General features: G+C 67.9%; 16 protein-coding genes. 8 read left to right on the top strand and 8 right to left on the bottom strand.

The features are described from left to right. Positions 1 to 6: 6 nt before the first annotated feature. Positions 7 to 1,317 carry a TRZ/ATZ family hydrolase gene (locus tag J2X21_RS15675; RefSeq protein WP_310330161.1) on the top strand — a complete coding sequence of 437 codons (1,311 nt, stop codon included), beginning with the start codon at positions 7 to 9 and terminating at the stop codon, positions 1,315 to 1,317. 150 nt (positions 1,318 to 1,467) lie between these two features. Here J2X21_RS15675 and J2X21_RS15670 read toward each other — a convergent pair whose 3' ends face one another. Beyond that, positions 1,468 to 4,410: a TonB-dependent receptor plug domain-containing protein gene (locus J2X21_RS15670; protein WP_310330159.1), complete on the bottom strand. Its 2,943-nt coding sequence runs from the start codon at positions 4,408 to 4,410 to the stop codon at positions 1,468 to 1,470. Positions 4,411 to 4,658: 248 nt separating this feature from the next. Between J2X21_RS15670 and gntR the strand changes: the two genes are divergently transcribed. Next, on the top strand, positions 4,659 to 5,705 hold the full coding sequence (gene gntR, locus J2X21_RS15665; RefSeq protein ID WP_310330157.1) for an HTH-type transcriptional regulator GntR: 1,047 nt from the start codon (positions 4,659 to 4,661) through the stop codon (positions 5,703 to 5,705). Positions 5,706 to 5,852: 147 nt separating this feature from the next. Here gntR and J2X21_RS15660 read toward each other — a convergent pair whose 3' ends face one another. From J2X21_RS15660 to J2X21_RS15650, 3 genes are all read right to left on the bottom strand, one after another. Then, positions 5,853 to 8,183 (bottom strand): GH36-type glycosyl hydrolase domain-containing protein, encoded by a 2,331-nt coding sequence (locus tag J2X21_RS15660; protein WP_310330155.1) that lies wholly within the window; start codon positions 8,181 to 8,183, stop codon positions 5,853 to 5,855. Positions 8,184 to 8,424: 241 nt separating this feature from the next. Further along, positions 8,425 to 9,762, bottom strand: coding sequence for an MFS transporter (locus tag J2X21_RS15655; protein WP_310330153.1), 1,338 nt, complete (start codon positions 9,760 to 9,762; stop codon positions 8,425 to 8,427). A gap of 7 nt (positions 9,763 to 9,769) precedes the next feature. Continuing rightward, positions 9,770 to 10,270 carry a gluconokinase gene (locus J2X21_RS15650; RefSeq protein WP_310330152.1) on the bottom strand — a complete coding sequence of 167 codons (501 nt, stop codon included), beginning with the start codon at positions 10,268 to 10,270 and terminating at the stop codon, positions 9,770 to 9,772. Between the two features lie 151 nt (positions 10,271 to 10,421). Here J2X21_RS15650 and rhaS point away from each other — a divergent pair, with 151 nt between their 5' ends. From rhaS to purL, 6 genes are all read left to right on the top strand, one after another. Beyond that, complete coding sequence (gene rhaS, locus J2X21_RS15645; RefSeq protein ID WP_310330150.1) at positions 10,422 to 11,417, top strand: rhamnose ABC transporter substrate-binding protein; 996 nt, start codon at positions 10,422 to 10,424, stop codon at positions 11,415 to 11,417. After that, a complete protein-coding gene (locus tag J2X21_RS15640) occupies positions 11,417 to 12,937 on the top strand; it encodes a sugar ABC transporter ATP-binding protein (protein WP_310330148.1) in 1,521 nt (506 codons plus the stop codon). The genes rhaS and J2X21_RS15640 overlap by 1 nt, the downstream gene beginning before the upstream one ends. After that, a complete protein-coding gene (locus J2X21_RS15635; RefSeq protein WP_310330146.1) occupies positions 12,934 to 13,893 on the top strand; it encodes an ABC transporter permease in 960 nt (319 codons plus the stop codon). Before J2X21_RS15640 ends, J2X21_RS15635 begins: the two co-directional genes overlap by 4 nt. Then, on the top strand, positions 13,890 to 14,840 hold the full coding sequence (locus J2X21_RS15630) for an ABC transporter permease (RefSeq protein WP_310330145.1): 951 nt from the start codon (positions 13,890 to 13,892) through the stop codon (positions 14,838 to 14,840). Before J2X21_RS15635 ends, J2X21_RS15630 begins: the two co-directional genes overlap by 4 nt. Before the next feature lie 306 nt (positions 14,841 to 15,146). Next, positions 15,147 to 17,018: a hypothetical protein gene (locus J2X21_RS15625; RefSeq protein WP_310330144.1), complete on the top strand. Its 1,872-nt coding sequence runs from the start codon at positions 15,147 to 15,149 to the stop codon at positions 17,016 to 17,018. Between the two features lie 350 nt (positions 17,019 to 17,368). Then, entirely contained in the window at positions 17,369 to 21,331 is a 3,963-nt protein-coding gene (gene purL / locus J2X21_RS15620) for a phosphoribosylformylglycinamidine synthase (protein WP_310330143.1), read from the top strand. Here purL and J2X21_RS15615 read toward each other — a convergent pair. The 4 genes from J2X21_RS15615 to J2X21_RS15600 form a co-directional block, all read right to left on the bottom strand. Further along, positions 21,328 to 21,783 carry an SRPBCC family protein gene (locus J2X21_RS15615; RefSeq protein ID WP_310330142.1) on the bottom strand — a complete coding sequence of 152 codons (456 nt, stop codon included), beginning with the start codon at positions 21,781 to 21,783 and terminating at the stop codon, positions 21,328 to 21,330. The genes purL and J2X21_RS15615 overlap by 4 nt on opposite strands. After that, positions 21,780 to 22,136 (bottom strand): ArsR/SmtB family transcription factor, encoded by a 357-nt coding sequence (locus tag J2X21_RS15610; RefSeq protein ID WP_310330141.1) that lies wholly within the window; start codon positions 22,134 to 22,136, stop codon positions 21,780 to 21,782. Before J2X21_RS15610 ends, J2X21_RS15615 begins: the two co-directional genes overlap by 4 nt. Beyond that, positions 22,105 to 22,779: a glutathione S-transferase family protein gene (locus J2X21_RS15605; RefSeq protein WP_310330140.1), complete on the bottom strand. Its 675-nt coding sequence runs from the start codon at positions 22,777 to 22,779 to the stop codon at positions 22,105 to 22,107. The genes J2X21_RS15610 and J2X21_RS15605 overlap by 32 nt, the downstream gene beginning before the upstream one ends. Before the next feature lie 113 nt (positions 22,780 to 22,892). Then, the gene (locus tag J2X21_RS15600) at positions 22,893 to 24,221 is read right to left on the bottom strand and encodes an MFS transporter (protein WP_310330139.1); all 1,329 of its coding nucleotides are present in this window, start codon (positions 24,219 to 24,221) and stop codon (positions 22,893 to 22,895) included. Between the last annotated feature and the right edge of the window lie 41 nt (positions 24,222 to 24,262).

Below are 24,262 nucleotides of genomic sequence, written 5' to 3'. Positions count from 1 at the left end.
AACAAGATGTCCCAGACCCTGCTGCTGCCCCGCTGGCTGTTGTCGATGAAGCCCGGCGAAGACACGCTGGAGAACCATGGCCTGCTGATCGAGGGCGAGCGCATCGCCGCTGTCGGCCCGCGCGACGACCTGATCGCGAAGTACCCGCAAGCCATGCGCGTGGAACTGCCCGAGCAGATCCTGATCCCCGGTCTCATCAACGCCCACGCGCACTCGGCCATGACGCTGCTGCGCGGCGTGGCCGACGACGTGCCGCTGATGGACTGGCTGCAGAACCACATCTGGCCACTCGAGAAGAAGTGGGTCAGCGAGGAGTGGACGTATCTGGGCTCCAAGCTCGCCGCCGCCGAAGGCCTGCGCAGCGGCACGACCTACATCAACGACATGTACTTCTTCCCGACCGCGATGGCCCGTGCCGCCGTGGACTCGGGCGTGCGTGCCGCCGTGTCGATGAACGTCATCGACTTCCCGACCGGCTATGCGTCGGGCCCGGACGACTACATCGCCAAGGGCGTGGCCGCCTACGAGCAGTACAAGGGCGAGACGCTGCTGGACTGGACCAGTGCACCGCATGCGCCCTACACGGTGTCCGACGAGACCTTCATCAAGCTGCGCGATCTGGCCGAGAAGCTGGACATCCAGATGCACTGCCACATCCACGAGACGGCGGGCGAGGTCGAGGACGGCATCAAGGCGCATGGCGTGCGCCCCATCACGCGCCTGGACAAGCTGGGCCTGTTCAGCGAGCGCATGATCGCCGTGCACATGGTTCACCTCAACGAGGCCGAGATCGAGCTGATGGCCAAGAAGGGCGTGCACCTGGTGCACAACCCCAACTCCAACCTGAAGCTGGCCTCGGGCGTGATGCCGCTGAAGGCGCTGGAAGCAGCCGGCGTCAACACCATCCTGGGCACCGACGGTGCGGCGTCCAACAACCGCCTGGACATGTTCGGCGAGATCCGCTCGGCCGCGCTGCTGGCCAAGGGCATCACGGGCGATCCGACGGTGGCGTCGGCCCGCACGGCGCTGGAGATGGCGACCATCCGCGCCGCCAAGGCCATGGGCCGTGCCGACGACCTGGGCTCGCTGGAAGTGGGCAAGCTGGCCGACGTGGTGGCCGTGTCGCTGGACAGCATCGAGTGCCAGCCGGTCTACAACCCGGCCGCGCAACTGGTCTACGTGGCCGGTCGCGAGCACGTCAGCAACGTGTGGGTGGGTGGCCGGCAGGTGCTGAAGGAGCGCCAGCCGACGACCATTGACGTGCCGTCGCTGCTGGCCGAAGCGTGTGATGTCGTCGGCCGCATGAAGGCCGGCTGATTTTGAAGCCGCTCGCCCAGACCCGCCCCGCTGAACGCGGGCGGGTCTGGGCGGTCTCCCGACGGGACGGCGATGCTTGCGGTGTTGACCCGCAAGCACATCGCCCGCGGGCCGGCTTGGGGCGGCCCGGCGCTCGGTCCGCGCTGGGCTTTAAAAGCTCATTCGAGCGCCCACGCGGTACTGCCGCCCCAACACGTCATACAGGAACGGGTTGATGCCGTAGCCCGTGCCCGTCTGCGGCGCGGCCACGGGATCCACGTCAGTCAGGTTGTCGACCTTGAAGTACACGCTCAGGTTCTTGTTGACCTTGTACGAACCGCCGATGTCCCAGTAGAACGCGCCCTTCATCTGGTTGTTCAGGATGGTGGGTCGAGTCACCGTGGAGACCGGGCAGCTGGCCTGGCACTCGATGTATTCGTTGCTGTAGACGCCGTCGCTGATCCAGCGCTGCGAGACCGTGAAGCTCGCGGTGTCCGTCTCCCACGACTGCGAGAACTGGCCCTTCCACTTGGGCGTGTTGCCGAGGTTGACGCCCGCGGCTTCGCTCGGGATGGTGCCCACGACGCCCGAGTTGGTCTTGAAGCTCTTGGTGTGCGTGGCCAGGCCGCGCAGCGTCAGGCTGCCGGGCAGGCCCACGCCGCCCAGGTTGAAGCGGTAGACGCCTTCAAGGTCGAAGCCCTTGTTGCGCATGGAGGCCAGGTTGAAGGCCTGCAGCGTCACGTACTTGGTCGCGCTGACCAGGTCCATCGCCGCGCAGATTTCCTGGTTGCCGGCGACGCACAGGTCCACCTCCTGCTGGGCGTTCAGCGAAGAGATCACGTCGTCAACCTTGATGTCGAAGTAGTCGATGGAGGCGCTGAAGCCCGGCGCCCACTTCGGCTGCGCCAGCACCAGGCCCAGCGTCGTGTTGCGCGCGATTTCCGGGCGCAGGTTGACGTTGCCGATGGTGCGTTGCTGCACGGTCAGCGTGGTGCCCTGGTAGTTGACGGTGTTGTTGACGACCAGCGGCGCGGCGAACAGCTCGCTGAGGTTGGGGGCGCGCACGTCCTGGGACGTGACGGCGCGCACGCGCAGGCCGTCCATGGCGGTCTTCCAGGTGGCGCCGACCTTCCAGGCACTGACGTTGCCCGAGGTGCTGTAGTCCGTCTGGCGGCCGGCCAGGTTGAGGTTGGCTTCACCCAGGCTCGTGGACTTGAACAGCGGCAGGTTGAACTCGATGAAGGCTTCCTTCACGTGGTAGGCGCCCTTGGCGTTGTGATAGTTGCCGGCGTACCAGTTGTTGCCGATGGCGGTGTTCAGCAGCGGGTCGGCCGGGTACTGCGGTGTGTTGGGTGTTTCGGGGAACACGCCGTTGCCGTAGGGGTCGCCGATGACGTAGTACTGCTCGCGGCGCGCCTCGGCACCGAAGGCCATGGCCACCGGGCCGGCCCACAGCGAGAAGGGCTCGCCATTGATGTTGAAGGCGGCGACCGACTGGCGTTGGCGCGAGTACTGGCGTGGGCCATCGGCCGGTGCGATGTAGGCCCAGGCGTCGGGGGCAATGGGGTTGTCGCCAATGATGTTCAGCGGCTTGCAGCCCGACGCGGCCGCGGCGGCGTTGCGGCAGATGATGGTGTTGTTGGGCCCGCGCACGGCGTCGATGGCGGCGTTGTAGCGCGCGTTCAGCGTCATGTTCTCGACGTTGATGTCGATGGTGTTCTGGCCATGTGCCGCGTAGGCGTCATAGGTCCAGCCCTTGCCGAAGGCGTCGAACTTGCCGTTGGCGCCCACCACGGCGCGCAGCTGCGTGCGCACCGGGTTGACCTCGATGTCCTTGGGGAAGATCGCGTTGGCCACGCCGTACTGGAAGCTCGTGATGTTGTTGGCCGCGCAGGCCGCCGCGATGGACGCGGGCAGGTAGGGATTGCTGCACTGGATGGTCAGGTTGGCGTTCTTGGCCGCGCCGGGGTTGGGCGTGAACAGCGAGTCCACCTTGCCGTAGTTGAAGCTGGCGTAGACCTCGTGGTCGTCGTTCAGCTCGAAGCTGCCGCGTACATAGGCCACCTGGCGGGACATGTTCATGCCCAGCGTCGTGCCGCCGCCCACCGTGCCGGTCAGGTCGCCGCCGACGCAGAAGGGCGTCACGCAGCCGGTGACGGCGCCGGTGCCGGTGGGCACGCCGTTGGAGCCGTACTGGAATTGGTAGGGCGTGCCGCCCGGGCCGAAGGCCGTGCCCTGCAGCGGGCCGTTGGTGATGAGCCCGTACTTGGAATACTGGAACTGCTGGGCGTTCTCGATGAAGGTGTACTGCGGCTTGCCGTCGTTGGTCTGGCCGATGGGGCGCACCTGGAAGGCCGGGTTCTTGAACCAGGTGCGGCCGTTCGCGCCGGCGCCGCCGAAGCGGGGGGAGGGCACGCCCTTCTCGCGGGCGTACTCGATGCTGGCGGTCAGGTGGCCGCGCCCACCGGCGAAGCCCGTGCCCCAGGCGGCCTGCAGCTGGCCGTTCTTGTCGTCGCCGTAGTTGGTCTGCCCGCCCGCCACATGGCCCTTGAAGCCGGTGAAGCGCTTGTCGGTGATGAAGTTCACCACGCCGCCGACGGCGTCCGAGCCGTAGGAGGCGGACGCGCCGCCGGTCACCACGTCCACCTGCTTGACCAGCAGTTGCGGGAACTGGCTCACGTCGGTCACGCCGGTCACGTTGGCGCCGATGACGCGCTGGCCGTCGATCAGCGTCAGCGTGCGGATGGGGCCCAGGCCGCGCAGGCTCAGCGAGCTGAGACCCTGGATGCCGGAGCTGGTGCTGTTGGTGCTGGTGGTGCGGCCCGTGCTGCCCTGCAGCGCGGGCAGGTCGGCGATGGCGTTGAAGAGGTTGGGCTCGGCGCTCTTTTCCAGGTCGGCCGCCACCATGCGGGTGGTGGGCGTGGGCTGCGTGAAGCCGCGGGCAGAGATGCGCGAGCCCGTCACGACGACGGTGCTCAGTACGTTGGAACCACCACTGCTGTCCCCGGCGGGCGGGGCGGCTTCGGCCGTCTGCGCTTGAGCGGGCAGGGCCAAGCTGGCACAGGCGGCCAGCGCGGCGAGGTGGATCAGGTTCTTGTGACGGGAAGTGTTCATGTTGTCTCCTGAATATGGGCAGCGGAGCTGCCTTGGGTACCGGCAGGCGGCGTTGTTTCCTAAACAAACTTGTTTAATGGATAGCGCTATCCCGGTGCTTCCAAAAAAATCGAGGCAAGCTCGAAGTCATTTGGCGGACAGCGCCGTCCCCCCATGAAGATTGGTAAACGGCTTGAGCCAATCTTCTTTGGGATTGCGCTATCCTAGGCGCCTATTCGGTAGCTCGGTATGGGGGATACTCTCTAGCCATGCCCCATCGCACACCGCCGCCCGCCGCCCCCGCCCGACGCACCCGGGCCACCGGCCGGGTGACCCTGGCGGACGTGGCAGCGGCCGCAGGCGTCAGCCCCATCACCGTGTCGCGCGCGCTGCGCGGCGAGCGGGCCGTGGGCCACGAACTGGTGGAACGCGTGCAGGCCGCCGCCGCCGAATTGGGCTACGTGCCCGACCCCGCCGCGCGGGCGCTGGCGTCCAGCCGCAGCTCGCATGTGGCGGTGCTGATCCCCAAGCTGAGCAACACGCTGTTCGTCGAACTGCTGGATGCCGCGCAGACCACGCTGGTGGCCGGCGGCTTCCAGGCGCTGATCGGTGTCACGCATTACGACGCGGGCGAGGAGGAGGCGGTGCTGCGCAGCTTCCTGGCGCACCGGCCGGCCGGCCTCATCGTGACCGGGCGCGACCACAGCGCCGCGGCCACGAAGCTCATCGAAGCCAGCGGCGTGCCCTGCGTGCACGTGATGGAACTGGACACCGAGCCCGGCTGCTACAGCGTGGGCTTCTCGCAGCGCGAGGCCGGGCGCGCCATCACGCAACACCTGCTGGACTCCGGTCGGAAGCACGTCGCTTACGTTGCCGCCCAACTGGACCCGCGCACGCTGGAGCGCGGAGAGGGCTATGTGCAGGCCATGCAACAAGCGGGCTTCGGCGAACGGGTGTTCAAGCTGCAGACGCCCGAGCCGTCGTCCATGGCCTTGGGCGGGCAGATGCTGGAACGCGTGCTGAAGGAAGCGCCCGACACCGACGCCATCTTCTTCTGCAACGACGACCTGGCCCAGGGCGCGCTGCTGGCCGCGTTGCGGCTGGGCGTGGCGGTGCCGCAGCGCGTGGCCGTGGCGGGCTTCAACAACCTGCCGGGCAGCGACCAGATGCTGCCGTCGCTGACCACCGTGGCCACGCCGCGCCGCGAGATCGGTGAGCAGGCGGCGCAGATGCTGATCAAGCTGATCCGCGGGCTGCCGGTGGAGACGCCGAACCTGGACCTGGGCTTCCAGGTCCTCAAGCGGGCAAGCGCGTGAGCCCCTCGCCCAGGCCGCCGCGCTGAACGCGGGCGGTCTGGTCGGTCCCCCGAGGGGACGGCGATACACGCGGCATTGAGCCGCGTGTACATCGCCAGACGGGCCGGCTTGGGAGCGGCCCGGCGCTCGGCCCGAATACGCAATGCCTCAGGCCAGGTCGACGTCCAGCCGGTACTCGCGCCCGGCTTCGATATTGCGCACCAGGCCGCCAGCCAGCGGCTCGCCATCCAGCAGCACGCGGGCCACGCCCGTGCGGCGCACCTGCAGCTTGAAACGTGCGCCGCGGAACTCGCGTTCGGCGCTGAGGCTGTCCCAGCTCGACGGCAACTGCGGCTTCACCAGCAGCCCTTCGGCATGCCCACGCAGGCCGCACAGGCCTTCGATGACCGAGCGATAGGCCCAGGCCGCCGTGCCGGTGTTGAACAGCTGGCTGGAGCGGCCGGCGGTACGCGGATATTCCTTGTGCGCGCCGCGGTAGTAGTTCGGGATGAACACCGGCATCTGGCCGCGCTGCAGCAGGTCGGCCTCGTTGGGCCCGGCCACCATCGCGCGCAGCGCGCGCCAGGCGCGGTCGCTCTCGCCGGCGTCGTACAGCGCGTGGATGTAGAACGCCGCCGCGTGGTTGTAGACGGCGCCGTTCTCGGCCGAGCCGGGGTGCTTCTGCGTCACTCGGCCCACGTCGTCACGCATGCGGGGGTAGGGCGGGTTGAACATGGCTACGCCGTGCGGCGTCTCCAGCTGTTCCTCGATGGCGGCGAGCATCTTCACGCGTTGCTCATCGCTGGCCGCGCCGCTGAGCATGGCCCAGGACTGAGGGTTCAGGAAGATGCGACCGGCGGGGTCGGTGCTGATGCCGAACTTCACGTCGTCGTCCGTGATGCCGCGGGCAAACCAGTCGCCGTCCCACAGTTGGAGGTTGGCGGCGTCGTTCAGCTCCTGCGCAGCGGCCTGCCAGCGCGTGGCGGCGTCTGAGCGACCGGCGTCGGCGCTGATGCCTGCCCACAGCTTCATCGCGTAGGCCGCAGCCACGGTCAGCCAACCGGACACGCCGCGGCCCTTGTAGCCCACCATGTTCATCGGGTCGCACCAGTCGCCCTGGGCGATGAAGCTCAAGCCCCGCGCATCGCGGTCCTGGTGCAGCCAGTCCATCGCGGCGTCGAAGCGCTGGGCTACGGTCTGGCCCATCACGTCCACGGCCAGCAGCGCGAAGTCACCGGTCTCGTCCAGGTAGGCCTGCAGGCAGACGGGCAGCCACACGCAGTGGTCGGTGTGCGGCACCTGGTTGATGTACTTCAGCTCCGCGCCTTCGAACAGCAGGATGCCGTCGGGCATGGCGCCATTGGCTTCCTGCTGGCTCAACGCATGCAGCAGCGCGCCGCGCGTGACGCTGGGTGCGATATACGCCATGCCCAGGTTGTCCTGCAGGTAGTTTCGGGTCTGCGGATCGGTGCTGAGGCGGTTGACGTCGCCGTGATAGAAGACCTGGCGTGGCAGCCAGTGGTTCACGAAGCGGTCGAAGGCGGGGTCGGGCGTGGTGATGCGCAGGCAGCCGCTGCCGCTGGCGATGTAGTCGGCATAGGCCGCGCGGGTGCGAGCGAAGCCGGCGGCGCTGAGGTAGGTCTCGCGCACCGTCGCGATCTCGGCGTCGTCCAGCGCGGGGCCGAACAGGAAGCGCCAGCTCTCGCTGCCGTTGGCGGCCAGCGAGACACGGTACTGCACGCAGGCGGCCGGCGTTTCGTAGCGGGCATCGCCACCGGCCAGCGTCTTGACTTGCAGCGCGCTGGGGTTGTGCAGGCCGCCTTCGCCTTCGAACGCCGCCTGGCAGGCTTCCCACGCGTCGGGCGTGCGCTCGCAGAGGAAATAGGTCTTGTCCTTGAGATCCTTGTTCTTGAAGTAGTCCGCCACCTTTTGATAGGGCGTGATGCTGCTGGCCACGATGCCGCCCAGGTCCGCGCGCCATTCGGCGGACTGGTTCATCCACGACATGTAGCCGATGGGGAAGTAGGGCACCACGCTGACGCGCCGGGGCCGGCCCGACAGGTCGGTGACGCGCAGCTCCCACAGCTCCACCACGTCGTCCGTCGGCAGGCCCAGGCGCATCTCCACGCGCAGTCCCAGGTGCTCCACGGTCCAGGCCAGCTCGCTGGCGCCGGCGGTGAAGCTGAAGCGGTCCACCTTGGCCCGCACCGGCTCGTAGGGCGCGGAGAACAACTCGCCCGTGTCCTCGTCCTTCACGTAGACGAAGCGGCCGGGGTGGTGCGCGTAGTAGGCCTGCTCCGGCTGCATGAAGGTCTTGGCCTGCAGGTTGGGGGCGTGCGCGTACTTGGCCGGTTCGGGCTGCATGAACTGCGCGGTGGCGTAGCCCCGGCAGGTCATCTGGATCATCATGCGGCGGTTCCACAGGAAGCCGCCGGCTTGCGGCATCGCGGTCGGGCTGGTCAGTTCGCAGCGGGCGCCGTTGTCGTGGTGGTGAATCATGGTCAAGCCTAGAAACGGCAGTTGGGCGCGCCCGAGGGGCTGGCGAGGCGGGTCGCTGGCAAGGCGCGGCGACGCTGCGGGCTCGTGCCCGCGAGGAGAAGCAACGCCGCCAGCGGCGCGAAGCGCCAGACCAGTGGGCGGGCAGCGCTGCTCACCGAAGTGGTGAATGTGGCGACAGGAGTAAGGTGTTGATGCACGAGGACTTTCGATGAATAGCGAGCGGTCAACTGCCGTTTCTAGGCTAGGTCTTTCGCGCGGCCAGGTCGCTCTGGATGCGCGCCATCGTCGGGTTGTCCAGCGTGTAGAAGATCATCAGCACGGCGGCCATCAGCGTGAACAGGGCGGGAATGACCGACATCAGCCAGACGATGCCGGCCTGCGAGTCGGCCGACTGCGCCGCGTTGGGCACATAGCCCAGCGCCGTGAAGATGGCGCCGATGACGCCTACCGCCACGGCTGTGCCCAGCTTCTGCGCGAAGGAGCTGGCGGCGAAGGTCATGCCCGTCGCGCGGCGGCCGTTGCGCCATTCGTTGAAGTCGGCCGCGTCGGCCAGCATGGAGAAGTTCAGCGGCGACTTGGGGCCGAGCGCCAGGCCCAGCGCGATCTGCAGCGCATACATCAGCCAGATCTGGCTTGCGTCCACGAACAGGAAGGCCGCCGACAGCACGGTGGAGATCAGCATCAGCCCGATCATCAGCTTGCGCTTGTCGATGAAACGGGCGAGGAAGGGCGTGAGCGCCGTGCCCGCGGCGGCGGCCAGCAGGTAGGCTGGCACGAAGGTGGCGAGCAGCTCGGGCCGGTTGACCACGTACTTGAAGTAGTAGGCCGCGCTGGTCATGCGCAGCGTGATGCTGACCATGATGATCAGCGCCAGCAGGAACAGCAGGATCCACGGCTTGTTGCTGCGCAGGTCGGCCAGGTCTTGCCGCACGGTTGCGGGTTGCTGCACGGGCTGCACGCGCTCCTGCGTGGTGCTGAACGTGATGCCGAAGATCAGCCACGCGGCGACACCCCAGAACACCATGGTCAGCGTCCAGCCCATCGCGGGGTCGCCGCCGCCCAGCCATTCCACCAGCCTGGGCGAGACGGCCGTGACGATCATGCCGCCCGTGAAGCCGCAGACGAAGCGCGACGCGTTGATCGCATTGCGCTCGCGCGCGTCGCCCGTGATGACGCCCGAGAGCGCGCTGTAGGGCAGGTTGACGGCGGTGTAGACCGTCATCAGCAGCAGGTAGGTCACGTAAGCCCAGACCAGCTTGCCCGTGGGGCCGAGGTCGGGCGTGGTGTAGGTCAGCACGCCCAGCACGGCCAGCGGCAGCGGCACAAACAGCAGGTAGGGGCGGAACTTGCCCCAGCGCGTCTGCGTGCGGTCGGCGAAGGCGCCGATCATGGGGTCGGTGAAGGCGTTGAAGATCTTCACGACGAACAGCATCGTCGCGGCCGCGGCCGCGGTGATGCCGAACACGTCGGTGTAGAAGATCAGCAGGAAGGTCGAGATGTTGGTCCAGTAGAAGTTGAACCCCATGTCGCCCAGGCCGTAGCCGACGATCTCGCGTTGGGTCAGGGCGGGATGCTTCATCGCGGTCTCAAGGGGCGAGCCAATCGCAGACCTCGGCCTGCAGGCGGTCCAGCGGCTGGCAGGCGTCCAGGTGGATGACGCCCGGCTCTCCCACTGGCGGCTCCAGCGTCTCGAACTGGCTGTCCATCAGGCTGGCGGAAAAGAAATGGCCGCCGCGCGTCGTGACCCGCAGGCTGGCCTGGTCCTTGGCGATGTCCAGGAAAGCGAAGCGCAGGCCCGGCGAGGCGGCGCGCAGCTGGTCGCGGTAGCTGAGCTTCAGCGCCGAGCAGGCCAGCAGCACGCCGGGGCGCTGCTGCAACTGCTCCGCCAGACTGGCCAGCCAGCTGGCACGGTCTTCATCGGTCAGCGGTTCGCCGCGCGCCATCTTGCTGCGGTTGGACTCGCCGTGGAACTGGTCGCCCTCCAGCCAGACGCGACCCAGGCGTTTCGCGAGCGCGGAAGCCAGCGTGGATTTGCCGCTGCCGGCCACGCCCATGACGACGAGGGATGCGGGCGCGTTGGAACTCATCTGCAAGAGGGGCTGGTTTGTTGTTGGATAGCGCTATCCTAATCGCAGTCATGAGCGTTGTGATCCGTAGTTCCCCGCAAAGAGGTGGCGGGGGCGTTCTTTTGAGGCCTACTGCGCCCCCACACGGCCGCGCGCCGGAGATTGGAGACGCATGCAGCACCGAATTCGCAACACGCTGGCCGCCGCCGTCGCGGCACTCGCGTTGGTTCAGCCGGCCCTGGCCGCCGACAAGCTCGCACTGGTCGTGAAAAGCCTGGGCAACGGCTTCTTCGACGCCGCTCGGCAGGGTGCGCAGGAAGCCGCCAAGGAATTGGGCGGGCTGGAGATCGTCTACGCCGGCCCGGCCAAGCCCACGGCGGAGGGGCAGGTGGAAATCGTCAACGCGTTGATCGCCCAGCGCGTGAAGGCCATCGCCATCTCCGCCAACGACCCCGACGCGCTGGTGCCGGTGCTGAAGAAGGCGCAACAGCGCGGCATCAAGGTGCTGTCCTTCGACTCCATGGTGCGCAAGGATGGCCGGCAGCTACACCTCGCGCCGTCCAGCACGCCGCTGATCGGCGCCAAGCTGGCCGCGCTGGCGCTGGACGCGTCACCCACTGGCGGCGAAGTGGCCGTGCTGTCCGCCACCGCGCAGGCCACCAACCAGAACGCGTGGATCGCCGCGATGAAGACGGCGCTGGCCACGCCGCCCTATGCCAAGGTCAAGCTCGTCAGCGTGGTCTATGGCGATGACCAGACCGACAAGAGCTACCGCGAGGCGCAAGGCCTGCTGAAGAGCCACCCCAACCTCAAGGTCATCGTCGCGCCGACGACGGTAGGCATCGCCGCCGCCGCCCGCGCCGTGCAGGACGAGCGCATGGTGGGCAAGGTCTTCGTCACCGGCCTGGGGCTGCCTTCGGAGATGGTGGGCCACGTGAAGGGTGGGGCGGTGAAGAGCTTTGCGATCTGGAACCCGGTGGACCTGGGCTACTCGGTCATCCACGCCGCCAACGCATTGGTGAAGGGTTCGGTCAAGGGCATGCCGGGCGAGGTCGTGCCGCTGGGCCGTGTGGGCAAGATGACGCTGGACGCAAACGCGGAAGGCGCGATGGCGGAGCCCTTCACCTTCAACGCGGGCAACGTGGACAAGTTCGCCAAGATGTACTGATGCTGCAACTGCGTGGCATCACCAAACGCTTCGGTCCCACGCAGGCACTGCGCGGCGTTGACCTGGACCTGGTGCCCGGTCAGGCGCTGGCGCTCATCGGCGAGAACGGCGCCGGCAAGAGCACGCTGGTCAAGACGCTGACTGGCGTGCATGCGCCGGACGCGGGCGAGATCCTGCTCGACGGTCGGCCCGTGCGTTTCGCCCGCACGCAGGACGCGCAGGCGCTGGGCATCGCCGCCGTGCATCAGGAGACCGTCGTGTTCGACGCGCTCTCGGCCGCCGAGAACATCTTCATAGCCCGCCCGCCGACGAAGCGCGTGGTGGGCATCAGCATCGTGGACTGGCCGCGCATGGAGCGCGAGGCCCAGCAGTGGCTGGACGTGGTGGGCGCGCAGTTCCCCGCCCGCACGCCGACCGGCGAGCTTGGCATCGCCCAGCGCCACCAGATCGAGATCGCCCGCGCGCTGTCCATGCGGGCCCGCGTCGTGATCCTGGACGAGCCCACGGCCGCTTTGAGCCAGGCCGAGATCCATGAGGTCTACGCGCTGGTTCGCCGCCTCAAGTCGCAGGGCGTGGCTGTCATGTTCATCACGCACAAGTTCGACGAGCTGTTCGCCGTGTGCGACCGCTACGTGGTGCTGCGCGATGGTGCCTCCGTCGGCAGCGGCGACATGGCCACGGCGCAGGAATCGGACCTCGTGCGCCTGATGGTGGGCCGAGCCGTGGACGACATCTACCCGCCGCGCCGTCGCACGCCGGGCGACGTGGCCCTGCGCGTGACCGGCTTGAGCCACCCGACCGAGTTCGCCGACCTGTCTTTCGAAGTCAGGCGCGGCGAGGTGCTCGGCTTCTACGGCCTCGTTGGAGCCGGCCGCAGCGAGGCGATGCTGGCGCTGATCGGCCTGAAGCCCGAGGCGACCGCGAAGGTCGAGATCGAAGGCCGGCCCGTGGACCTGCACGACCCCGCCCAGGCCATCGCCGCCGGCCTGGCCTATGTGCCGGAGGACCGTCGCCAACAAGGCGCGCTGCTGGACCTCCCCGTGGGCGCCAACCTCACGCTGCCGGCGCTGGCCGGGCCGCGCCATGCCCGGCACGGCAAGCTGTCCCGTGGGCCCTGGCTGTCGGCCGTGCGCGAGAGCGGCTTTGCCCAAGGCCTGATAGACCGCCTGCGCATCAAGACCGCGTCGCAGGATGTGCCCGTGGCCAGCCTGTCCGGCGGCAACCAGCAGAAAGTCGTCATCGCCAAATGGCTGGGCCTGCAGCCGCGCGTGGTCATCCTGGACGAGCCCACGAAGGGCATAGACATTGCCGCCAAGCAGGCTGTGTACGAGCTGATCGAGGAGATGGTGCAGCAGGGCCTGGCCGTCATCCTCGTGTCGTCCGAACTGCCCGAGGCCATGCATCTGGCGGACCGGGTCATCGTCATGCGCCGGGGCCGCCAGGTGGCGGAGTTCGCTCATGGTGCGCCGGCCGAGGCCATCGTCGCGGCGGCGTCGGGCGTGGAGGTAGCCACACCATGAAGCGCGACCACCTACTGCTCGCCGTCATCGCCGCTATCGTGCTGCTGGTGGGTTGGCGCGCACCCGTCTTTCTGACAGGGCGCAACGCGCTGGACATCGCCAACGAGTCCGCGCTGCTGGCCATCCTCGTGGCCGGCCAGGTCGTCGTGCTGCTGACGCGCGGCGTGGACCTGTCCGTGGCGTCCAACCTCGCGCTCACCGGCATGGCCTGCGCGCTGGTGGGCAAGGCCTTGCCGGGCACGCCCATAGGGGTGCTGCTGTTGCTGGCCATCACCATCGGCGGCCTGCTGGGTGCGCTGAACGGCGTGCTGATTGCCCACGCCGGCCTGCCGCCCATCGTCGTCACGCTGGGCACCATGTCGCTCTACCGTGGCGCGGTGTTCGTCGCGTCCGGCGGGGCCTGGGTGTCCGAGCAGGACATCCACGCCGCCATCAAGTCGCTGCCCCGAACCGACCTGCTCGGCGTGCCGCTGCTCATCGTCATCGCGGCAGTCGTGGTGATCGCGATGGCCGCCTGGCTGCGCTGGCGACCGGCGGGGCGCGAGGTCATCGCGTTGGGCAACAACCCCGGTGCGGCGGCTGTCGCCGGCATCCCGCAGCGTCGCCGGCTGATGCAGGTCTATGTGCTGTCCGGCGCGCTGGCAGGCCTCGCCGGCGTGTTGTGGGTGGGGCGGTACGCCATTGCCTTCACCGAGCTGGCCGCAGGCTACGAGCTGACCGTCATCGCCGCCTGCGTCATCGGCGGTGTCAGCATCGCGGGCGGCATTGGCACCGTGGGCGGCGCGATGCTGGGCGTGCTCTTCATCGGCGTCGTCAACGCGGCGCTGCCGGTCATCCACGTGTCGCCGTTCTGGCAACAGGCCATTGCCGGCGCGGTCATCCTGCTGTCGGTCGCGTTCAACGCAAAGGCGAGGGCGGCCAAGGGCCTGCCCATCCTGGAGAGGCCGTCTGCATGAAGGCGCTCAACACCTGGGAGCGCGTGCTCGCCGGCCTGGTCGTGCTGCTGTACGTGGGCTTCGGCTTCGGCATCGACGGCTTCCTGTCGCCCTACGCGCTGGCGGACAGCACGGTCAACATGTCCGAGCGCCTCATCATCGCGATGGCCATGGCCATGCTCATCGTGGCCGGCGAGATCGACCTGTCCATCGCCGCGACGATGGCGCTTTCCTCGCTCGCCATGGGCCTGGCCATGCAGGCCGGCGCACCCCTGCCGCTGATGCTGCTCGCCGCCGTCGTGACCGGCGCGGCCTGCGGACTGCTGAACGGCTGGCTGGTCACGAAGCGCGGCCTGCCATCCATCGTCGTCACCATCGGCACCTTGTCGCTGTACCGCGGCCTGGCGCTGGTGCTGCTGGGCGACCAGGCGATCACCGGCTACCCCGAGGCGCTCAGCACGCTGGGCAACGGCACGATGGGCGACCTGATCGGCGTGGAGTGGCTCATCGTCCCCATCGAGTTCGCCATCGCGCTGGTGTTCGCCGCCGCCGTGGCGGTGTGGATGCACCGCACCGTGCACGGCCGGCGCGTCTACGCCGTGGGTTCCAACCCGGTCGCCGCCCGCTTCAGCGGCATCGCGGCAGACCGCTACCGGCTGGGCTTGTTCGTCTTCGCCGGCATCGCCGCCGCACTGGCCGCCGTGCTGCTCACGGGCCGCATCGGCAGCACCCGCCCCAACCTCGCCGCCGGCTGGGAGCTGGACGCCATCACCATCGCGCTGCTGGGCGGCGTGGCCATCCAGGGCGGGCGGGGCAGCATGGTGGGCGTGGTGCTGGCCGCGGTGCTGCTGGGCGCGTTCACCTTTGCGCTGGGCATGCTGAACGTGCCGGGGATCGTGATGTCCATGGTGGTCGGCGGGCTGCTCATCGGGGCGATGCTGCTGCCTCGTCTGTGGCCGCGTCGCTGAGCTGCAGCCTCGCTGGTGTGCGCGACGCCCGCTGAATCCGCAAACCCCACGCCCGGTCGCGCTTGTGGCAGCACGCCTGACGAGGATCAGTGTCGGCGTCTCAGTACCTGTCCGCCGTCGATATGGACAGAGACATAACTAGACTACGAGATGCATAGGACTTGGGGGAGTGAATAGATGATCAGTCGCGCTGCGCGATTTCTGGGTGTACTTTTCCTTTCGTTCCTGTTGTCTGCGTGCGGCGGCGGCGGGTCTGCGGCCGGAGGTGGATCGGGCGCTCCCGGTCCGGCAGCAGGAAGTGGGCTGGTGCCTGCGGCCCCCAGGCCCGGTGCGACCCTGATCGCCGATGCGACAGTCCTGCGTCCACTGATCGACGGGGCCAGTTGGGGCTATGCGGGCACCGATACCTTGAACGGTGTCAGTACGAGCTACAGCAACACGGTCTCCCAGGTGGTCAGCAGTGGCATCTTGACCGAGCGCGCCAGCAATGCATTTCGCGATGGCGTGGACTCAGCCACATTGAGCGCGAGCGGCGGCACTGTCTACAGCAGCGCAGTTGCGGCGCTCACCGGGATCTCGACACACCTGATCAAGTATCCGGAGTTGCGTTCACCGGTCCGGCTGAACGATCAGGTCACCGTGCTGGACCAACGCTTCTCCGACATCGGCATCGATTCGGACGGGGATGGCAAGCGCGAGTCCGGCGAACTTGGCATCTACCGCATCGTTGTAGGCCTGGAGGATGTCATCATGGCCAACGGAGCAACGCGGCGAGCCGTCCGTGTCGACATGTTTGCCATTGCCAGGGTGACCCTGTCGTCGACCGGTGGGACCTCGCCCGCCACCCAGGTGGCTCTGCAATCTACGTGGTACGCCGAAGGCATTGGCGTTGTCAAACAACGCCTGACCACGCCGGTCTCCGCGACCAGCAATCAGGTGGTCGAGGAGGTCTTGACCTACTTTGACGGCATCACCAAGGGATTCGGCGCCGTGCCTGCCGTGCAGGTGCGTATGGCAGCTGACGCGGCCGTGGACCCCGATCGCCCGCTGGAGTCTGCAATTTCAGTCGTTGGGTTTAGCGATCACGCGGTGCTGATCGGTGACTTCGTTGGTTCGCAGTCCACTCGTTCGACCGCGATCAGCAGTGTCGATAAGCGCGGGCAGGTGACCCGCACCAGCCTGTACGCCGGCTTGCAGCGAAGTGGTTTTGTCGCGCTGGGTGATCGATTGCTCGCGGTGGTGACGGCAGACAACATGGCCAGTTCATGTCAATTTGAGTTGATGCACTTTGATGCCCATGGCGTTCGGGCCACCGGCCGCGCCAACAGCGTCATCACCATCCGACCCGCCTTGGGGCAGACGCTCTGTTCCGGCGTTCCTCAGGTGCGGTTCGCCGTGGACGGAAGCCGACTGTGGGTGGCCATGGTGCGGCGTTCGCTGAGCAGCAGCGGCTGGGTGACGGACCTTGTAGTTCGCCCCTTCGATGCCGAGGGCAACCCGTTGGCGGATGAGACGACCGTGTTCTCAGCCAACCGCCTCTTGTCCACTGTGTCGGCCGTCAGCGACGGGCTCACCCTTCAGTCTGCTTCGGCAGCGGGCGGAAAGGTGGTGGTGGGCTACCTGACGGACGGCAGCGGAAAGCTCAAGCTCGCGTCTGTCACCGATGCCGGTGTCGTGACGCGGACCGAGTACGCACTGGCGACGGCAAGGCTTGATGCCGCGGCTTTGCTCGCTACTTCGAAGGGCGCGGCCTTGCTCTGGCAAGGACCGGAAGACCCGGTGCTGCGTGTGGCGCCTGCGCGTGGGGCCCTGTTGGACGTAAACCTTCTTCCCCAGTTGTCCAGCGGCAATGGTCTTGATGCGCAGAACCTGCCGGGGGCGCCGACCGCATGCGCCGGCGCTTGCCTGCAGTTCATGAGAGGCCCGGGCGATTCGATTTGGGTTGGTAAGGCGGCGCTGCCGAGCGACGCGCCGGGCGTGCTGAGTTTTGCCAGCTACAACGCGAGCGCGGGCGATTTGGCTGCACAGTCCGCTTCGTTGGCTCAGTTCAGCCTGGCAGACATTGACGAGCGCGGGCAGGCGATCAATCAATTCCACGTCATCCCGTTTGCTGATCGGACGCTGGTCGTCGCCTCTGCGCGCAACAAGCTCTATACCAAGGTTTTTTGGCAGCCTTAGGGAGTGCTCATGCGCCAATCCTCGATCCGGTGCAGCCGGCGCGCGTAGGCTCCGACGTGGGATGGTGTTGGGCCATGTGTGCTGCGGGCTCCGCGGTCGGTACGGCTCGCGTCCTGGTACTACGGCAGTAGCCGGGTTGTCACGTCAGGTGACGCCCTGGTGTCTACGGTCGGCCCATTCGGCCCCGGGTATTTGCGTCGCGAAAGCCGGGCATATCAAGCACGCTGTGGGCGTGAGCGGATCCCGAGCCTTGTCTCAGTAGAATCCCGTGCTTCCGCACGCCGTCGCTTGCCCGGGCGCGTGCCTCCCGAGAACCGCGCGTCCGCCCGCGCCCAGACTCCCCGGATCCCATGGCCCTGACCCCGCAGCTGACCCATTTCGAGGGCGGCAACGCTCTTTCCGACTTCCGCGCCCAGGCCTTGCTGGCCGGATTGCAAAAGGTCAGTGGCCGCATCACCGGCATCAGCGCCCGTGCGGTGCACTGGGTATGGACCGAAGGGGCGCTGGACGCCGAGACCCGCGAGCGCTTCGCCGCGCTGCTGACCTATGGCGAGCCGGCCGCTGCGGGCTCGGAAGGCGACCTGATCGTCGTCACGCCGCGCTTCGGCACCGTCAGCCCCTGGGCCTCCAAGGCCACCGACATCGCCCGCAACTGCGGTTTTACGCTGAAGCGCGTGGAGCGCGTCGTCGAGTACTGCATCACGACCAAGAGTGGCCTGCTGGGTGGCGCCAAGCCGCTGAGTCAGGACGAGCTGAACGCCTGCGCCGCGCTGCTGCACGACCGCATGACCGAGTCGGCCTGCTTCACCCGTGAAGACACGGCCCATCTGTTCGATGAGCGCACGGCCGAGCCGCTGGCGCACGTGGACGTGCTGGGGCAGGGTCGCGCGGCGCTGGAAAAAGCCAACGTCGAGTTCGGCCTGGCGCTGTCGGTCGACGAGATCGACTACCTGGAGACCAACTTCAAGAAGCTGGGCCGCAACCCCAGCGACGTGGAGCTGATGATGTTTGCGCAGGCCAACAGCGAGCACTGCCGCCACAAGATCTTCAACGCCAACTTCATCGTCGACGGCGAGGCGCAGCCGCTGAGCCTGTTCGGCATGATCCGCAACACCGAGAAGCTGAGCCCGCAGCACACGGTCATCGCCTACTCGGACAACGCGGCCGTCATGGAAGGCCACGCCATCGAGCGCTGGATGCCGGCACCGCAGCCGGGTGCCGCTTACGTGGCGCGCCAGGAGCAGGCGCAGGTGCTGATGAAGGTGGAGACGCACAACCATCCGACAGCCATCTCGCCGCACCCGGGCGCTTCGACCGGCGCGGGCGGCGAGATCCGCGACGAGGGCGCGACCGGTCGTGGCGCCAAGCCCAAGGCGGGCCTGACGGGCTTTTCCGTGTCCAACCTGCATCTGCCGGGCCTTGCCGAGAGCTGGGAGCAGAACCCGGTCGGCAAGCCGGCGCACATCGCGTCGGCGCTGCAGATCATGGTGGACGGCCCGCTGGGCGGCGCGGCCTTCAACAACGAGTTCGGCCGGCCGAATCTCGGCGGCTACTTCCGCGTCTACGAGCAGGCCGTGGACGGCGTGCAGCGCGGCTATCACAAGCCCATCATGATCGCGGGCGGCCTGGGCGCCATCCGCTCGGACCTGACCAAGAAGATCGAGTTCCCGGCCGGCAGCCTGCTGATCCAGCTGGGCGGCCCAGGCATGCGCATCGGCATGGGCGGCAGCGCCGCGTCGTCGATGGCGGCGGGCACGAACACGGCCGACCTGGACTTCGACTCCGTGCAGCGTGGCAACCCCGAGATCGAGCGGCGCGCGCAGGAAGTCATCAACCACTGCTGGGGCCTGGGTCAGGACAACCCGGTGCTGGCCATCCACGACGTGGGCGCCGGCGGCATCTCCAATGCCTTCCCGGAACTGGTCAACGACGCCGGCCGCGGCGCGCGCTTCGACCTGCGCAAGGTGCCGCTGGAAGAGTCCGGCCTGGCACCCAAGGAAATCTGGTGCAACGAAAGCCAGGAGCGCTACGTGCTGGCCATCGCGCCGGACAGCCTGGACCGCTTCGCCGCGATGTGCGAGCGCGAGCGCTGCCCGTTCGCGGTGGTCGGCGTCGTCACCGAGGAGCGCGACCTGAAGCTGGTCGATGAGCAGTCCGGCGACGATCACCCCATCGACATGCCCATGGACGTGCTGCTGGGCAAGCCGCCCAAGATGACGCGCGACGTGAAGCGCGTGGCCCGTAGCGGCGGCACGCTGGACCTGAACGGCGTCAAGCTGGAACAGGCGGCGTTCGACGTGCTGCGCCACCCGACCGTGGCGTCGAAGCGCTTCCTCGTCACCATCGGCGACCGTACCGTGGGCGGTCTGAACCACCGCGACCAGATGGTGGGCCCCTGGCAGGTGCCGGTGGCCGACTGTGCCGTCACGCTGGCCGACTTCAAGGGCTTTGCCGGCGAGGCCATGAGCATGGGCGAGCGCACGCCGCTGGCGTCCGTCAACGCGCCGGCATCCGGCCGCATGGCCGTGGCCGAGGCCATCACCAACCTGCTGGCCGCGCCCATCGAGCTGCCGCGCGTGAAGCTCAGCGCGAACTGGATGGCCGCCTGCGGCGAAGCCGGCGAGGACGCCGCGCTGTTCGACACCGTGAAGGCCGTGGGCATGGAGCTGTGCCCGGCGCTGGGCATCTCGATTCCGGTCGGCAAGGATTCCTTGTCCATGCGCACCAAGTGGGATGACAAGCAGGTCACCGCGCCGGTGTCGCTGATCGTCACCGCGTTCGCCAGCGTGGCCGACGTGCGCGGCACGCTGACGCCGGAATGGCAGCGCGAGGACTCGGCGCTGATCCTGGTGGACCTGGGCCAGGGCAAGCACCGCATGGGCGGCTCCATCCTGACGCAGACGCTGAACCAGTTCGGCGGCGATGTGCCGGACCTGGACGAGCCGCAGTCGCTGGTGTCGCTGGTCAACGCCGTCAACGAACTGCGCGCCGCCGGTCAGCTGCTGGCCTACCACGACCGCTCCGACGGCGGCCTGTGGGCGGCGGCCTGCGAGATGGCCTTCGCCGGCCAGACCGGCCTGAGCCTGAACGTGGACATGCTGGTCACCGAAGGCGACGGCATCAGCGACAGCCGCGCCGAGATGGGCGACTCCAAGAACTGGGCGGCCCAGGTCAGCGGCCGCCGTGACGAGCTGACGCTGCGCGCGCTGTTCAGCGAGGAGCTGGGCGCGCTGATCCAGGTGCGCGCCGCCGACCGCGATGCGGTCATGCAGGTGCTGCGCGCGCACGGCCTGTCCAAGCATTCGCACGTCGTGGCCAAGCCGAATGCGGCGCGTCAGATGGAAGTCTGGCGCGATGCGAAGAAGGTCTTCAGCGCCGACCTGACCACGCTGCAGCAAACCTGGGACGAGGTCAGTTCCCGCATCGCCCAGCTGCGCGACAACCCCGCGTGTGCTGCTGCCGAACACGCTGCAGCCGGCAAGGCCGACGACCCCGGCATGCACTTGCACCTGACGTTCACGCCGGAAGCGCCCTTTGTGTCGACCGGCGCCAAGCCCAAGGTTGCCATCCTGCGCGAGCAGGGCGTCAACTCGCACATCGAAATGGCCTACGCGATGTCGCTGGGCGGCTTCGACAGCTTCGACGTGCACATGAGCGACCTGCACAGCGGCGCGGTCAAGCTGGACGGCTTCGCGGCCTTCGTCGCCTGCGGCGGCTTCAGCTACGGCGACACGCTGGGCGCCGGCGAAGGCTGGGCGCGCTCCATCATGTTCAACCCCGTGCTGGCCGAGCAGTTCCGCGCGTTCTTCGCACGGCAGGACACGCTGGCGCTGGGCGTCTGCAACGGCTGCCAGATGCTGGCCGCGCTCGCGCCCATCATCCCGGGCGCCGACGCCTGGCCGCGCTTCACGCGCAACCAGAGCGAGCAGTTCGAGGCGCGGCTGTCGTTGGTGGAAGTGCTGGAATCCCCCAGCGTGTTCTTCCAGGGCATGGCCGGCAGCCGGCTGCCCATCGCCGTCGCGCACGGCGAGGGTTACGCCAACTTCGCGCGTCAGGGCGATGCGACCAAGGTCATCGGCGCCATGCGCTACGTGGACAACCACGGCGCGGCGACCGAGGCCTACCCGTTCAACCCCAATGGCAGCCCGGGCGGCCTGACCTCGGTGACCACGGCCGACGGCCGCTTCACCGCGCTGATGCCGCACCCGGAGCGCGTGTTCCGCAATGTGCAGATGAGCTGGACCAGCGGCGACCGCGCACAGCACAGCCCGTGGCTGCGCATGTTCCAGAACGCGCGCAAGGCGCTGGGTTAAACGGCGTCCACTTCGAGCAGCAGCCGATCGAGACCTTCTTCGGTGCCTCGCCGGCGCTGCTCGATGTCTATGTGACCATCGAAGTAGGCCAGTTGCTCGGTCAGCTTCAACGCTGAACCGGACGGGGTGTCCGCGAACTCGGCCGTGACCAGCGACGCCGACAGCGCCTTGCCGCCTATCGCCATCGAGTACGCGAACACGATGCGCGACTCGGCCACGATGTCCAGGAACACCTTGTCCACGGCGATGGTCGTGCCGTCGTCCAGCCGGCTGCGGTAGGTCTCGAGGCCACCGACGCGAAAGTCCATGCTGAATTCGGTCGCGCCGGTCTCGGCGTGGCAATCGTTCCAGCGCTGCTTGGTGGCCGGGTCGGCCCAGGCGGCGAACACGCGGGCGGCGGAGGCCTTGAAGCGGCGTTCGATGACGAAGCTGGTGTGGGCGGTCGGGGTCACGTCTTGTTGTCCTGTTCTGCAAGCAGCGCGTCCAGCGCGTCGAACTGGCGGTGCCATTGCGCCTTGCGCTGGCTCACCCAGTCCTCCAGCCCGGTGAAGGCGTCCGGCGCGATGCGGTAGGTGCGCACGCGGCCGGCCTTGTCGGATTCGACGAGGCCGCCAGCCTCCAGCACGGCGAGGTGCTTCAGCGCCGAGGGCAGCGCGATGTCCAGTGGCTTGGCTAGATCCGACACCGAGGCGGGCCCGCGGGCGAGCTGGTCCACCATCGCGCGGCGGTTGCCGTCGGACAGCGCGGCGAAGAGGCGGTCCAGCCGCGCGGCGTCAGTCGGCGAGGAAGCGTGCGGGGAGGGCATGGCGCAACGGGTAGTAGGGGAAGACGGGGCGGGCTTCGACGATGCAGCGCCAGACCGACGGCCGGGCCAGCAGGCGTTCGAAGTAGGCCGCCAGCAGCGGATGCTCGGGCCCGAAGGGGCGGATGACGGCCGCATAGAACAGCGAGGGCGCCGCGGCGCAGTCGGCCATGGAGAACGATCCGCCGGCGGCCCAGGTGCGCTCACCCATGCGGCTTTCGATCAGGTCGTAGGCCTTGCCGAGGTCGTTGACGATGCCGCTCAACGCGGCCGCGTCGCGTTCGGCCTCCGGGCGCAGCAACTGGGCCACGTAGCGCTGTGCGGGTGTCATCACATAGCAGTCGAACAACCGGTCCCACAACCGCACCTGCAATTGAGCGTCGAAGTCGTCCGGGATCAGCGGGACCGGGCCCGGGTGGCGATAGTCCAGGTACTCGATCTGCACCGAGCTTTCGGGCACCACGCGCTCGCCGTCCACCAGCAGCGGGATCTTGGCGGTGGGCCACAGCGCGGCATAGGCATCTCGCGAGGCGGGATCACCCAGGTTGACGCCCTGGAGCTTGAACGGCGTGCCGTTCTCGTAGAGCGCGATCAACACCTTCCAGCAGTAGGAGGACAGCGGGTGGTAGTGCAGCGTGAGCGCCATGAGCCTCTCCGTTCAGTTTCCGATATGGCTAAGTTTATTGAAACTTTCCAAAATTGGAAACTGTTGAGCCAAAGAAAAGCGGGCCGAGGCCCGCTTCATGGCACTTGTGTGCCTCAGTCGTGCACGACCGCCGCGGCCTGCAGCCGCTTGTTGACCCGCAGCGCGATCAGCGTGCCCAGGCAGCCCGACATCAGGTAGGCCGTCAGCGAGATCAGCCCGAACTGCGACGACAGGTACAGCGCGACGACCGGCGCGAAAGCGGCTCCCAGCAGCCAGGCCAGGTCGGCCGTCAGCGCGGCACCCGTGTAGCGGAAATGGGGCAGGAAGTTGGATGTGACCGAGCCAGCCGACTGGCCGTAGGACAGGCCCAGCAGCACGAATCCGATCAGCAGGAAAGCCGCCTGGCCCGGCTTGCCGCCGCCCAGCATGAAGGGCGCGGCCACCGCGAACACGCCGATGGCCACGGCCAGCGAGCCCAGGAAGTTGCGGCGGCCGACCTTGTCGGCGATCAGCCCCGACATCAGCATGGCCACGGCGGCAAAGGCAGCGCCCAGCAGCTCCATCTTCATGAAGTCGTCGATGCCGGTGGGGTCGGACAGGGCCACCCAGGACAGCGGGAACACCGTCACCAGGTGGAAAAGGGCGTAGCTGGCCAGCGCGGCAAAGGCGCCGATGACGATGTGGTGGCCTTGCGCGGGCAGCAGCTCGTGCAGGTGGGCCGGGTCCAGCTCGTGCTCCTCCATGCGCTTTTCGTACTCGTGCGTGACGACCAGGCGCAGGCGGGCGAACAGCGCCACCACGTTGATGGCGAAGGCCGTGAAGAACGGGAAGCGCCAGCCCCAGGACAGGAAGTCGTCGCTGTTCAGGCTGCTGTAGACGTACAGGAACACGCTGGACGCGACGAGGAAACCCAGCGGCGCCCCCAGCTGGCCCAGCATGGCGTACCAGCCGCGGCGCTCGGGCGGCGCGTTCAGCGCCAGCAGCGACGGCAAGCCGTCCCAGGAGCCGCCCAGCGCCAGGCCCTGGCCCACGCGGCACAGCGCCAGCAGCACGATGGCCGTCTCGCCGGCCGTGTTGTAGCCGGGCAGCAGGCCCATGGCCACGGTGGAGCAGCCCAGCAGGAACAGCGCGACGGTCAGCTTGGTGGACCGGCCGAACTTGCGCTGGATTTCCATGCCGATCAGCGTGCCGACGGGTCGGACGACAAAGGCCAGCGCAAACACCAGGAAGGCGTACAACGTGCCGGTGAGTTGGTCGGTGAACGGGAAGAAGACCTGCGGGAAGACCAGCACCGAGGCGATGCCGAAGACGAAGAAGTCGAAATACTCGGAGGCGCGGCCGATGATGACGCCCACCGCGATATCGCCGGGGGCGAGGTCCTCGTCGGTGCGGGTGGTCAGCGGGCCCGACTGGGGGGAAGTGAGGGTACTGCTGGGGGCCATGGGGGGCTTGTCTCCGTCTATGCCTTGGACAAAATGTCCAA

The organism is Roseateles asaccharophilus (assembly GCF_031458115.1).
GTDB classification, from domain to species: Bacteria; Pseudomonadota; Gammaproteobacteria; order Burkholderiales; family Burkholderiaceae_C; genus Pelomonas; species Pelomonas asaccharophilus_A.
This window is presented reverse-complemented; position numbering and strand designations above follow the sequence as displayed.

Excerpts from the sequence above, each read along its gene's own strand:
- purL (WP_310330143.1), top strand. The coding sequence starts at position 17,369 with ATGGCCCTGACCCCGCAGCTGACCCATTTCGAGGGCGGCAACGCTCTT.
- J2X21_RS15630 (WP_310330145.1), top strand. The coding sequence starts at position 13,890 with ATGAAGGCGCTCAACACCTGGGAGCGCGTGCTCGCCGGCCTGGTCGTG.
- J2X21_RS15635 (WP_310330146.1), top strand. The coding sequence starts at position 12,934 with ATGAAGCGCGACCACCTACTGCTCGCCGTCATCGCCGCTATCGTGCTG.
- J2X21_RS15640 (WP_310330148.1), top strand. The coding sequence starts at position 11,417 with ATGCTGCAACTGCGTGGCATCACCAAACGCTTCGGTCCCACGCAGGCA.
- gntR (WP_310330157.1), top strand. The coding sequence starts at position 4,659 with ATGCCCCATCGCACACCGCCGCCCGCCGCCCCCGCCCGACGCACCCGG.
- J2X21_RS15675 (WP_310330161.1), top strand. The coding sequence starts at position 7 with ATGTCCCAGACCCTGCTGCTGCCCCGCTGGCTGTTGTCGATGAAGCCC.
- J2X21_RS15670 (WP_310330159.1), bottom strand. The coding sequence starts at position 4,410 with ATGAACACTTCCCGTCACAAGAACCTGATCCACCTCGCCGCGCTGGCC.
- J2X21_RS15600 (WP_310330139.1), bottom strand. The coding sequence starts at position 24,221 with ATGGCCCCCAGCAGTACCCTCACTTCCCCCCAGTCGGGCCCGCTGACC.
- J2X21_RS15605 (WP_310330140.1), bottom strand. The coding sequence starts at position 22,779 with ATGGCGCTCACGCTGCACTACCACCCGCTGTCCTCCTACTGCTGGAAG.
- J2X21_RS15660 (WP_310330155.1), bottom strand. The coding sequence starts at position 8,183 with ATGATTCACCACCACGACAACGGCGCCCGCTGCGAACTGACCAGCCCG.
- J2X21_RS15650 (WP_310330152.1), bottom strand. The coding sequence starts at position 10,270 with ATGAGTTCCAACGCGCCCGCATCCCTCGTCGTCATGGGCGTGGCCGGC.
- J2X21_RS15655 (WP_310330153.1), bottom strand. The coding sequence starts at position 9,762 with ATGAAGCATCCCGCCCTGACCCAACGCGAGATCGTCGGCTACGGCCTG.
- rhaS (WP_310330150.1), top strand. The coding sequence starts at position 10,422 with ATGCAGCACCGAATTCGCAACACGCTGGCCGCCGCCGTCGCGGCACTC.
- J2X21_RS15610 (WP_310330141.1), bottom strand. The coding sequence starts at position 22,136 with ATGCCCTCCCCGCACGCTTCCTCGCCGACTGACGCCGCGCGGCTGGAC.